Origin of the sequence: Streptomyces sp. HPF1205 (assembly GCF_020400825.1) — a bacterium.
Classification (GTDB): domain Bacteria; phylum Actinomycetota; class Actinomycetes; order Streptomycetales; family Streptomycetaceae; genus Actinacidiphila.
Genome location: NZ_JAINVH010000001.1, coordinates 148,411 through 160,220, shown reverse-complemented (window position 1 = coordinate 160,220; position 11,810 = coordinate 148,411). Strand labels below are relative to the sequence as shown.

Genomic DNA, 11,810 nt, shown 5'->3' with positions numbered 1-11,810 from the left:
GTATCCCCGCATGCCCCTGTTGCCTTCCTGATGCATGAGTTGGAGTCCTTGTGACAGCCGTCCAGTCCGAGAGTGCAGAAACCTCGCGCTCGCTCCGTTTTCCACCCGGGTTCCTCTGGGGGGCGGCGACCGCCGCCTACCAGATCGAGGGTGCCGCAGCCGAGGACGGCCGCACCCCATCGATCTGGGACACGTTCAGCCATACCCCCGGCCGGGTGCTGAACGGGGACACCGGCGACATCGCGGCCGACCATTACCACCGGTACCGGGACGATGTCGCCCTCATGAGTGACCTCAACCTGGGGGCGTATCGTTTCTCCGTCTCCTGGTCCCGGGTGCAGCCCACCGGACGCGGACCGGCCGTGCAGCGCGGACTGGACTTCTACCGCAAGCTGACCGACGAGCTCATGGAGCGCGGCATCACCCCGCTGGTCACCCTGTACCACTGGGACCTGCCGCAGGAGCTGGAGGACAGCGGCGGCTGGACGGTACGGGACACCGCCGAGCGGTTCGCCGACTACGCGGAGATCGTGGCCGGCGCGCTCGGCGACCGGGTCCCGTTCTGGACCACGCTCAACGAGCCGTGGTGCTCGGCGTACCTGGGCTACGGCTCCGGTGTGCACGCCCCCGGCCGCACCGACCCGGAGTCGGCCCTCAAGGCCGCTCACCACCTGAACCTCGCCCATGGCCGGGCGATCGGGGCTCTGCGCTCCGCTCTCCCCGCTACCGCGCAGACCTCGATCACCCTCAACCTCCACCAGATCCGCCCGCTGAGCGAGTCCGCGGCCGACCTGGACGCCGCCCGCCGGATCGACGCCGTCGGCAACCGGGTCTTCCTCGGCCCGCTCTTCGATGGGGAGTACCCCGCCGACCTGATGGCCGACACCTCCCACGTGGTCGACTGGAACGCGCTGGTCAAGGACGGCGACCTCGCGGAGATCTCCCGCCCGATCGACCTGCTGGGCGTCAACTACTACACGCCCACGCTGGTCTCCGACGGCCGCGTCCGCCAGGACGGCGTGGAGGTGCCGCGCAACGACGGCCACGGCGGGGGCGACCACTCCCCCTGGCCCGGCTCCGAGCACGTCGCCTTCCACCTGCCGCCCGGCGAGACCACCGCGATGCGGTGGGCGGTCGACGCGTCGGGCCTGTACGACCTGCTGATGCGGCTGACCCGGGAGCACCCCGACCTGGCCCTGATGGTGACCGAGAACGGCGCCGCGTACGACGACTACGTCTCCCCCGAGGGCACCGTCAACGACCCGCAGCGCATCGCCTACGTCCACAGCCACCTGTCGGCCGTCCACCGGGCGATCGGCGACGGCGCGGACGTGCGCGGGTACTTCCTGTGGTCGCTCATGGACAACTTCGAGTGGGCCTACGGCTACAGCAAGCGGTTCGGCACGGTGTACGTGGACTTCGCCACGCAGCGCCGGATCCCCAAGCGCAGCGCGCAGTGGTACGCGGGCGTCGCGCGCGACAACGTCCTTCAGGACCTACCGGAGGAGGACGGGAAGTCCTGAAGGCACGGGTGCGGTTGCGGCGGTTTGAGGGTGCTGCCGCAACCGCACCGCACTTTTTTCCCCTCCCGCACCCCGGGAACTCCCCGGCGATCAGCGCCCGGCGGTCAGCCGCCCCGGCGGTCAGCCGAAGGTGCGCGGCGGGGGCGCCGGTGAGGACGTGGCGTCCGCGTCGGTGACCACGCGCGCCCCCGCCGCGAAGTCGGCGAGGGCGCGCCCGTGTTCGAGCCGGGCGGCGGCCGGGTCGGTGGCGGCCCGGCGGGCGAGGTCGGACAGCGGCAGGGGGCCGTCGGCGGCGTACAGCACGGCGTTGCCGAACCGTTTCCCCCGCAGCACCGCGGGCTCCGCTACCAGGGCGGTCTCCGCGAACGCGGCCCGCAGCGTGGCCACCTGGCCGCGCAGGAAGGACAGCGGGCCGCCGTCGGTGAGGTTCGCCGCGTAGACGCCGCCGGGCGCCAGCACCCGCCGTACCGCGGCCAGGAATTCCGCGGTCGTCAGGTGCGCGGGGGTGCGGGCGCCGCTGAAGACGTCCGCTATCACCAGGTCCGCCCAGCCGTCGGGCAGTTTCCCCAGCGCCTCGCGGGCGTCCCCGGTCCTGACCTTGATCCGCCATCCCCGCTCCCAGGGCAGTTCCTCGCGGACCAGCGAGGTCAGTGCCGCGTCCACCTCGACCACCTGCTGGGTGGAGCGGGGCCGGGTGTGCGCGAGGTAGCGGGCCAGGGTGAGCGCGCCGCCGCCCAGGTGCACCGCGGTGACCGGTCTGCCGGCCGGGGCCGCCAGGTCGACGAGGTGGCCGAGCCGCCGCTGGTAGGGGAAGTCCAGGTGGCCCGGGTCGTCCAGGTCGACATGGGACTGGGGCGCCCCGTCGACCGTCAGCGTCCAGGCCCGCGGGCGGTCCGGATCGGGTACGAGCGCGGCGGTCCCGCCGGCCACGGGGACGGTGCGCGGCTCCGGGCTGCGGCGGTTTCTGGCCATGGTCCGATTATCGCTTCATCGCGGGTCCGCATCCCCGGGTGCGGCGGCCCGCCGCTCCTTGCCGCCGCCGGCGTCCGGCCCGGAACCGACCGGCATCGAGCCGCCCGTCCCCGAGCCCCCCGTCCCCGAGCCGACCGGCATCGAGCCGCCCGCCCCGATCCCGTCCGGCCCGGAACCGCCCGCGGCGGCCCCCTCCCGCCCGGTCGTACACCCCGGCGTCTCCCGCCCGCCGGCACACCCGATCCCGTCCGCCAGCCGCAGTGTCCGCGCGGCCGCGCCCAGAGCGGCGCGCAGCACCGCCGGATCGGTCACGGCGATGTCGGTGCGCGGGGGGACCAGCCAGCCCGCGTGCGGGGCGGGCGGTTGGCCGCCGGGGTGGGTGCATTCGCTGCCGGGCACGTCCCAGGCCTCGGCGGTGCCGGGCGGTACGAGGAAGGCGAGGCTGTCGCCGGTGCGGTCGTGCAGCACCGGGCCGACCCCGCCGTGGCTCAGCCGGAGCAGGTCGGCCGCCTCCAGGCCCTGACGGGCCGGCACGGTCACCATGTCGCAGTCCGGCGGCGACGCGCTGCCCTCGGGCGTCGGCTCCGACGTATGCGAACCTGTGCGCTGCCTCACGGGGTTGCCTCCTCATGTCGGCGAAGTGCGGTGCCACGCGGTGACCGGCACCACGTCCACTACAACGCCCCGACCCCGCGGACGGCTACGCCCGCGCCCCGCCCCGAGGGGTGGCGTTGTGTGGCGTTTCGCGGCGGCGGCGGGCATCTGGTCGCATCAGTACGACCCCGCCCGCCCCGGGTTCCCCACCTGTCCCGACTACCCCAGGTGCCCCGTGTCGTTCCACCGTTCCAGAGCGGGCTCCCCGTAGGCCCAGCCGAGGACCGACAGCGAGCACGGGTCCAGCCGCAGGGACGCGCCGAAGGACACGTCGAGGCCGAGCCAGCGCGCCCCCAGGGTGCGCAGGATGTGCCCGTGCGCGAAGACCATGACGTCGCGGGGCGCCGAGCGGGCCCAGGCGACCACCTCGTCCGCGCGCGCGGCGAGCGCGGCGGGGGACTCGCCGCCCGGCACGCCGTCCCGCCAGATGCTGCCGCCCGGCCGCCGCGCCTCGATCTGCGCCGGGGTCAGCCCCTCGAAGTCGCCGTAGTCCCACTCCACCAGCGCGTCCCACTCCTTGGCGCGGCCGAAGCCGGCGAGCGCCGCCGTCTCGGCCGCGCGGCACAGCGGCGAGGTGCGCACCTCGGCTTCGGCCAGGTCCGCCCACGGCGCGCGGGCCAGCCGGGCGCCCAGCAGCAGCGCGGTGCGCCGCCCCTCGTCGGTGAGCGGGACGTCGGTCAGACCGGTGTGGCGGCCGGACAGCGACCACTGCGTCTGCCCGTGCCGGACCAGGATGATGCGGGCGGCCAATGCGGGACCTTTCGTCAGGGGATGCGAAGGGCCAAGCTACGCCCCGTCCCCCCGGGGGCCCGCCAGCACCCCCCGCAGCATCGCGTCCAGCCCGGCCTCGTACTGCGCCGTCGCGTTGTCGTGCGCGCGGCCCAGCTCGGGCGCGAGCTGGACGAGCGTGGGGTAGCGGTCGGGAGGGAGCGAGTCGAGCCCGGTCCGCACCCGCTCGCCCAGCCCCTCCTCGCACACGGCGCGCCGCCGCCGGATGTTCCACAGCGCGGCGCCCACGGTGTACTGCATGAGCGCCACGTGGGCGCAGGCCGCGTCGGGCCCGGACAGGCCGGCCCGGCGCAGCAGCGCGAGCATCCGGTCGATGACGGCGATGGCCTCGTCCCCGCGCACCGGGCGCGCGGTCAGCAGCTGCAGCGCCGAGGGGTGCTCGGTGAACAGCCGGTACACCTGGCGGCACACCTCGCGCAGCTCGCCGGCCGGGTCGGCGGTCCCGCCGGGCGGCAGCTCTATGGTGTCCAGCAGCCGCTTGGCGGCGGCGTCGCTGATCTCCTCCTTGCCGCGGAAGTGCGAGTACACCGCCATGGTGGCGACACCGAGCTGCCCGGCGAGGGCGCGCATGGTGAACGCCTCGGCGCCGTCGCGGTCGAGGAGGGTGATCGCGGCGTCGAGGATGCGGTCGGCGTTGAGGGAGTTGCGGGGGGCGCGGCGCCGGGGCGCGCGCACCGGCTGGGTCACGGACATGGGATTCTCGGGTTCTCTGTCTGTCATACCTCTCGCGGCGGCAACCCGCGGCGGCGGTGCGGCGTCCTTCATCGGTGCCTACCCTTGCCAACGGGCGGTTGAACACCGTACGAACGGTGTCTCCCGCCTGATTTCCGGGGCGGTGCACGGGAGGGATAACGTACGTCGTACGGTTAAGCCTACGACACAAGTCCATGACCGCCGCCCGCGGCCTTTCGGAGAACCTGGAGAGACGTCCGTATGACGATCACCGCCGCCGCGCCGCGAGCCTCCGCGTACCGGGGCAGGCTGCGCTGGTGGACCGAACTGCCGCTCATCGCCGTCATGTACGCGCTCTACTCGGGCGCCCGCCTGCTGGTGCGGGGCGATGTGGACGACGCCGTCGGGCACGGTGCCAAGATCCTCCACTTCGAGCAGGTCCTGCACCTGGATCCCGAGCGCTGGTTCAACACCCTCTTCACGGACCACGCCTTCCTGGGCGTCCCCGCCGACTTCGCGTACGCCTCGCTGCACTACATCGTCACGCCGTCCATACTCGTGTGGCTGTGGCGCCGCCGCCCGACCCACTACCGGGTGGCCCGCACCTGGCTGCTGATCTCCACCCTGATCGGCCTGATCGGCTTCACCCTGCTGCCCACCGCCCCGCCCCGGCTGCTGACCGGCGGCCACGGCTTCATCGACACCATGGCGCAGTACGGCGACTGGGGCTGGTGGGGCACCGACGCGAGCGCCCCGCGCGGCATGGGGCACCTCACCAACGAGTACGCGGCCATGCCGAGCCTCCACGTCGGCTGGTCGCTGTGGTGCGGCATCCAGCTGTGGCGCTACGGCCGCAACCCGCTGCTGCGCGTCCTCGGCGTGCTGTACCCGGTGACGACCGCGATCGTGGTCATGGGCACGGCCAACCACTACCTGATGGACGTGGCGGCGGGCGTGGCCGTCATGGGCGTCGGCTACGTGCTGGCCCGGCCTTCCCTGCGGGTCGTGGACGTGCTCCAGGCGAGGGCGCGCGGGGCGCGCGGCGCGTCCGCCGCCGCCGGGGAAGGCACGCTTACCGGGGCGCGGGTGGCGCCCGTCCTCGTCCCGGCGGGCGAGTCCGCGCGGCGGACCGTCACGCTGCCGGTACAGGTCACGCGGGACACGAAGGACGCCGGGAACAGCAGGGACGCCGGGGACGCCCCGGCCGCGAAGGAGCGCGCGCAGGGACCCGCGGCCGGGCGCGAGCCCGGCGGCGACGACGAGGACGGTCCGGGACCGGACGCCGCCGCCCGCGGAGAACACGCCGGGCGCGGCAGGATGTCCTAGCCGGGTGCCACACTTTCGCGGGTGAGTACTACGCACGACTCGCTGCGGGACAGGCTGGCCGAACTGCGCGGCGGCGGCGCCCCCCGCCCCCTGGACGCGCGGGCGCTGGCCGCGCTCGCCGCCAACCCCGGCTGCCGCAGGCGCGCCCTGCTGGACGCCGCCGGGGTCGACAAGGGCGCGGTGGCCGAGGTGCTGGGGGCGCCGGCGCCGTTCGGGCAGTCCCGGTTCGCCTTCTCGCGCGGGCATGCCTTCGAGACCCGGGTCAAGGCCGACGGGGGTGCCGAACTGCTGCGGCTGCTCGGCGCGGACGAGGAGCAGGCGCGGGCCGCCGCGGTCCCCGACCTGTCCGCGCCCGGGCCGGAGGGCCGCGCCGCCCGCACCCGGCTCGCGTTCGAGCAGGCCGCGGCCGGCGGCTGGACGCTGCTGGACCACCCGCTGCTCGCCCTGGAGGTGGCCGGGTCCGTCGCCTACCTGGAGCCCGACGCGGTGGCCGTGGGGCCGGACGGGAAGTGGACGGTCGCCGAGATCAAGTCCTTCCCGATCCTGGACGGCGGCGCGGACGCGGTGAAGGTCGGCGCGGCGGCGCGGCAGGCCGCGGTGTACGTCCTCGCGCTCGACATGCTCGCCGCGGGCCGCACCCGCACGGACGTGCTGCTGGTGTGCCCCAAGGACTTCTCCAACCTGCCCACCGCCTCCTGGGTCGACGTCCGGCGCCAGCTCTCGGTCACCCGGCGGCAGCTCGCCCGGCTCACCCGCATCGAGGAGATCGCCTCGGGCCTCCCGCCCGGCACCACGTTCGACCTCGGCCGCGGCCCGGACGGCCGCGGCCCCACCAGGCCGCCCGCGCAGCTGCGCGCCGCGGTCGACGCCGTTCCCGCCGCGTACGCCCCCGAGTGCCTGTCCGCGTGCGAACTCTCCTTCCACTGCCGGAACGCGGCACAGGCCGCCGGCCGGATCGAGGCGTGCGGCCGGGCGCTGCGCGGCGACCTGGGCGACCTGACGACGGTCGACGCCGTCCTGGCGGCCGCCTCCGGGAAGGAGGGCGACGCCTCCGATCCGGCGGTCGCCGCCCTGCGCCGGGCGGCGACCCTGCGCGCGGAGGCGCTCGCGGCGAAGGACGGGGCCCGGTGAGGGCGCGTACCGGGTCCGGCGGACGGTACGGGAGCGGTACGAACGGGAGGCCCGTGTGAGCGTGATGCAGGCCCTGGCCCGGGCGGAGGCCGCGGTCCGGGGGCGGGCCGTGCCGGCGGCGACCGTGCGGCACCTGCGGCTCGCCGCGGAACCCGTCGTCCTGGTGCTGCTGACGACCGCGGGTGAGGCCGGGGCGCCGCTGGGAGCCATGGTGGGGTGGCGGCGCGAGGCACCGGAGCTGCTGGTGGTGCCGCAGCCGCTGAACCGGGACCTGCGGTTCGCCTTCTTCGCCGACCTCGCGGGAGTGCTGCTGCCGCGCCTGGCGGAGTACGAGGACCGGGTGGAGGCCGAACCGGCCGGCGACCGGGCCCGTGCCGGGGACCCGGTCGAGCTGTGCGCCGACGCGCCGCAGATCGTGGTGCCCAACTCGACGACCCTGGAGTACGTACGGCTGATCGGCCGCTCGACCCGGTTCCTGCGCACCGCCGACGACCCGGACGCGCCGCACCCCGTGCCCGCCCCCGTACCCCTGCTCGGCCGCTGGCTGACGCACTATGCCGAACGCGCCCGCACGCCCGGCAGCGCCCTGCTGTGGGCCGTGACCGACCAGCTCACCCGGCACTGGACCACCGGCCAGTCCGCCATGGAGGACCAGCACCTGGGCGCCCTGCTCGGCTGGATCGACCCGCCGCCCGGCATGGACGGCGCCGCGGCGGCCGCCCGCGCGGAGACCGGCCGCGGCCCGGACGGCCTGCTGTTCAGCCCGCCGGCGGGCCCGGCCACCGACCCGGCCTTCGACAACCGGGTACTGGCCCCGGCCCTGGCCCGCTACGACGCGGCGCGGGGCGGGGGCGCGGCCGCCCGGGCGGCCGAGGCCGAGGTGCGCGAGCTGGTGGCGTCGCAGCTGCGGCCCACGTGGGAGGACGTGTGGCGCGGCATCGACCTGCTGCGGACGCTGCCCGAGGCGGCGCACGCCGAGGAGCGGTGGCGGCGGGACCGCTGGTCGTTCACCGGCCACCGGGACCGGGTCCGGGCGGGCGAGCCCCCGCAGCCCAAGCGGGACGACGCGATCACGGCGGCGCAGAAGCTGGCGGGGCGGGAGGCGGCGCAGGCCAGGCTGCTGGCCCAGGAGGCGCTGGACGACCCGCTGGCCATGGCGGAGCGGCGGCTGGCGGGCGAGGCGTTCACCGGCCGCGTGACCGGCGTGGAGATGGCGTACTCCGACAGCAAGCGGCCCACACCGCGCCCGCTGGTGACCGTGGAGACTGCCGACCTGCCGCAGGCCGAGCCGGGCGCGAAGGCGTACCGGGCGCTGCCGACGGCGAAGTCGGCGCAGAGCGCGCAACTGGTGGCGGTCGAGAGCGCGGACGGGCCCGGGCAGCCGCGGGGCGCCTGGCTGGTCACCGTCCGGCTCACCGGCGGCATGGGCAGCGGCCGCACCCCGAAGGAGGGCTCGGTCCCCTCGCCCGGCGACACCGTGACCTTCACCTTCTTCGAGCACGAACCGCGCGGCGGCCCCGCGCTGCCCGAGGCCGAGAACACGCCCTGGACGCACGGCGGCCCGCCCGGCGCCGCCGCGCCCGTACCGGAGCCGCCCGACCCGGTGACCGCGGAGGACTACCTGTGACCCAGCACGCGCCGGCCGCCCGTACGGACGGGTTCGATCCGGCGGCCGAGGCCGCCGCCGCGACCGCGGCGATCCTGGAGAGCACCGTGCGCGGCACCGCCCGCGGGGTGGTCGTGGACTCGCCGCCCGGCGCCGGGAAGTCCACGCTGGTGGTGCGCGCGGCCCGCGAACTGGCCGCCGCGGGCGAGTCGCTGATGATCGTCGCGCAGACCAACGCCCAGGTCGACGACCTCGCCGACCGGCTGGCCGCCGCCGACCCCGACCTGCCGGTCGGCCGGCTGCACGGCGCCGACTCCCCGCCCGACCCGCTGCTCGACCGGCACCCGCAGGTCGCGAAGTCCGCCTCGGTGGCGGACCTGCGCGACCGCGCGGTGGTGCTGGCGACGGCCGCGAAGTGGGCGTACGTCAAGGACACCGAGCCGTGGCGGTACGCGATCGTGGACGAGGCCTATCAGATGCGCTCCGACGCGCTGCTGCGGGTGGCCGGGCTGTTCGAGCGGGCGCTGTTCGTGGGCGACCCCGGGCAGCTCGACCCGTTCAGCGTGGTCGGCGCCGAGCAGTGGGCCGGGCTGAGCTACGACCCCTCGGCGAGCGCGGTCGTCACGCTGCTCGCGCACAACCCGGGGCTGCCGCAGCACCGGCTGCCCGTGTCGTGGCGGCTCCCGGCGACGGCGGCGCCCCTGGTGTCGCGGGCCTTCTACCCGTACACGCCCTTCCGCAGCGGTACGGCGCTGGGCGAGCGGCGGCTGCGGTTCGGGGTGAGCGGCGACGGCAGCGGCCCGGACCGGGTGCTGGACGAGGCGGCCGAGAGCGGATGGGGGCTGCTGGAGCTGCCGGCGCGGCACACCCCGCGCACCGATCCCGAGGCGGTCCGCACGGTGGCGCTGATCGTGCGGCGGCTGCTGGACCGCGGCGGCCTGACGTACTCCGCGCCCGACCCGCTGCCCGCGCCGCTGACCGCGGACCGGATCGCGGTCGGCACGGCCCACCGCGACCAGGCGGCGGCGGTACGGGGGGCGCTGGCGGCCGTGGGCGTCGCCGCCGGTCCGGGCGGGGTGGCCGTCGACACGGCGAACCGGCTGCAGGGCCGGGAGTTCGACGTCACCGTGGTGCTGCACCCGCTGTCCGGGCGCCCGGACGCGACGGCCTTCCACCTGGAGACCGGCCGGCTGTGCGTGCTCGCCTCCCGGCACCGGCACGCCTGCGTGGTCGTCTGCCGGGCGGGCGTCGCGGAACTCCTCGACGAGCACCCGTCCTCCGAACCGGTCCGCCTGGGCGTCACCGTCAAGTTCCCCGACGGCTGGGAGGCCAACCACGCGGTGCTGACCCACCTGGCCGAGCACCGGGTGAGCTGGCGGCCGTAGCGGGACCCACGGGTCAAGGTTGTCCCGGATGTGCCGCGGGACGCCGCCCGCCGGACGGGGCAGGCGGGACAATGGAAGGCGTCGACCGATTCCCGGAGGTAACCGCATGCCCGAGCCGCGACCGGCTCACGACCCGCAGGACCCGCACGAGGAGCCCGCGACCCCGGCGGAGGAGGTACGGGAACGGCTGGCGCGCGAGGACGAGGCCCGCCGCGGCCAGCCCAGACGCCCCGCCTCGCTGCTGTTCGAACCCGGGGCCCCCAGCGGCGCCGGCACCGACCGCTTCTTCGACCTGGAGTCGATGGACGATCCGCAGGAGTTGCTGGTCCGGGCCACCGAGCTGGCCGTGGCGTTCCGCGCGGCGGCCGAGCGCGCCACCGAGTTCCAGGCGATAGCCGCCGCCCAGCTCGCCGACCCGCGCCGCTTCGACCGCCTCACCGCCGCCGCCCTCGCCGAACGCGCCGGGTGGACCGAGGACTACGCGAGGCGGATGGTCGAGTACGGGGAGGGCCTGATCAGGGGCGGCGGCGTCACACCCTGACGCGGGGCGCGCACGGTACTCCCCCGACCGTGCTCGCGTCCCGGTTTCGACTGAAACGCCCGGCCGCCGTCCGCCGGATCGGTACAGGTAGACGGCATGGACGCATGGCATGGGCCCGCCCCGCAGGACCCCGCGCGGACGACGGGCGACCCCGCCCGCGAAACGGCCGGCACCCTGGCAACCACGACACCCACGGACTCCACGGCCCCCGGGTTCCCCGCGGCGGCCCTGGACGTCTTCGGGGAGGTCAGGCGGCGGACGCACGCCGCGCACGCCGACCCGGCGGGAGCCGCGTGGCTCGCGTCCGCCGATCCGTCCCCGCGCACGGTGGCCGCGCGGTGGACGGCCCGGCCGACGGCGCCCGCCGTCCTGCCGTGCGGGACCGTGTTCGACGTGGTGGACCTGCCGGCGCTCTTCGGCCGCCGGATGCTGGAGCAGTTGTGGACGGCGGGTCCGGGCCGCGGCCCTGTCGCCGTGCGGCGCGGCCGGGTCCTGGTCTTCGCCGCCCCGGGCACGGCGCAGCGGCTGCCGTCCCTGCTGGGCTGGGAGGAGTGGGCCCGCGCGGTGCCGCCGCTGCTGTTCCACGGCGCCGGGGACGCGGTCACGGTGCCACCGCCCCGCGGCTGCGCACCCGATGCCGAGGACCGCTGGGTCGTCGCGCCGCGGGGCGGCCTCCCGGGCGAGCGCGGCCCGTGGCTGCCGGGCGCGGCCGTGCTGCTGTGGGCCTGCGTCCGGGCCGCCCGCCGCACCCCCGCCAGGACCACTCCGCCCCTGGTCAGAGCCCCCGGCGGGCTCTGAGCCCTATCGATTTCCCCTCGTCGCGGACCTGATGCTAATGTCTACGACGTCAGCAGGCGCCGCTAGCTCAGTTGGTTAGAGCAGCTGACTCTTAATCAGCGGGTCCGGGGTTCGAGTCCCTGGCGGCGCACGAGGGCGATGGGCGAAGTGTGTTCGCGGAAAGCGCGAACCACTTCGCCCTCGTCGTTTCTGCTCGGCTTCGCCTCGCGCGGCGGGGGCTTCGCCACCCGCACCCCCCCCCGGCGCGCCGCCACCCGCACAGTTCGGCCCACCGCCCCCAGCGCACCGCACCCCCGCACAGTCACCGCGCCGGCGTGCGCACCACCGCACCGTCACCCCACCCGGCGCACCGCACCACCGCACCGTCCCGGACCACCGCACCGTCACCCCACCCAGCGCACCGTCCGGCTGAC

The 11,810-nt window shown here is 75.8% G+C and carries 10 protein-coding genes, 1 tRNA gene and 1 pseudogene; 8 read left to right on the top strand and 4 right to left on the bottom strand.

Features of this window, described 5'->3' with window-relative positions; translation table 11 throughout:
* Positions 1-50 precede the first annotated feature (50 nt).
* Positions 51-1,523: a GH1 family beta-glucosidase gene (locus K7G61_RS00680; RefSeq protein ID WP_225844489.1), complete on the top strand. Its 1,473-nt coding sequence runs from the start codon at positions 51-53 to the stop codon at positions 1,521-1,523.
* A gap of 120 nt (positions 1,524-1,643) precedes the next feature.
* Here the strand turns inward: K7G61_RS00680 and K7G61_RS00675 are convergent, their stop codons facing one another.
* The 4 genes from K7G61_RS00675 to K7G61_RS00660 all read right to left on the bottom strand — a co-directional run bounded on the left by K7G61_RS00675 (position 1,644) and on the right by K7G61_RS00660 (position 4,631).
* Positions 1,644-2,495 carry a spermidine synthase gene (locus K7G61_RS00675; protein ID WP_225844488.1) on the bottom strand — a complete coding sequence of 284 codons (852 nt, stop codon included), beginning with the start codon at positions 2,493-2,495 and terminating at the stop codon, positions 1,644-1,646.
* A gap of 15 nt (positions 2,496-2,510) precedes the next feature.
* On the bottom strand, positions 2,511-3,110 hold the full coding sequence (locus K7G61_RS37235) for a hypothetical protein (protein ID WP_374204014.1): 600 nt from the start codon (positions 3,108-3,110) through the stop codon (positions 2,511-2,513).
* 198 nt (positions 3,111-3,308) lie between these two features.
* On the bottom strand, positions 3,309-3,899 hold the full coding sequence (locus K7G61_RS00665) for a histidine phosphatase family protein (protein ID WP_225844487.1): 591 nt from the start codon (positions 3,897-3,899) through the stop codon (positions 3,309-3,311).
* 36 nt (positions 3,900-3,935) lie between these two features.
* Positions 3,936-4,631, bottom strand: coding sequence for a TetR/AcrR family transcriptional regulator (locus tag K7G61_RS00660; RefSeq protein ID WP_225844486.1), 696 nt, complete (start codon positions 4,629-4,631; stop codon positions 3,936-3,938).
* Positions 4,632-4,871: 240 nt separating this feature from the next.
* Here K7G61_RS00660 and K7G61_RS00655 point away from each other — a divergent pair, with 240 nt between their 5' ends.
* From K7G61_RS00655 to K7G61_RS00625, 7 genes and pseudogenes are all read left to right on the top strand, one after another.
* Positions 4,872-5,936 (top strand): phosphatase PAP2 family protein, encoded by a 1,065-nt coding sequence (locus K7G61_RS00655; RefSeq protein WP_225844485.1) that lies wholly within the window; start codon positions 4,872-4,874, stop codon positions 5,934-5,936.
* Positions 5,937-5,957: 21 nt separating this feature from the next.
* On the top strand, positions 5,958-7,067 hold the full coding sequence (locus K7G61_RS00650) for a hypothetical protein (protein WP_225844484.1): 1,110 nt from the start codon (positions 5,958-5,960) through the stop codon (positions 7,065-7,067).
* Positions 7,068-7,122: 55 nt separating this feature from the next.
* Complete coding sequence (locus K7G61_RS00645; RefSeq protein ID WP_225844483.1) at positions 7,123-8,694, top strand: hypothetical protein; 1,572 nt, start codon at positions 7,123-7,125, stop codon at positions 8,692-8,694.
* A complete protein-coding gene (locus tag K7G61_RS00640; RefSeq protein ID WP_225844482.1) occupies positions 8,691-10,058 on the top strand; it encodes an AAA family ATPase in 1,368 nt (455 codons plus the stop codon). Before K7G61_RS00645 ends, K7G61_RS00640 begins: the two co-directional genes overlap by 4 nt.
* Positions 10,059-10,164: 106 nt before the next feature.
* Entirely contained in the window at positions 10,165-10,599 is a 435-nt protein-coding gene (locus tag K7G61_RS00635) for a hypothetical protein (RefSeq protein ID WP_308190562.1), read from the top strand.
* 96 nt (positions 10,600-10,695) lie between these two features.
* Positions 10,696-11,463 (top strand): annotated as a pseudogene (locus K7G61_RS00630) (bifunctional DNA primase/polymerase).
* A tRNA-Lys gene (locus tag K7G61_RS00625) sits at positions 11,454-11,527 on the top strand. Before K7G61_RS00630 ends, K7G61_RS00625 begins: the two are co-directional and overlap by 10 nt.
* Positions 11,528-11,810: the final 283 nt, after the last annotated feature.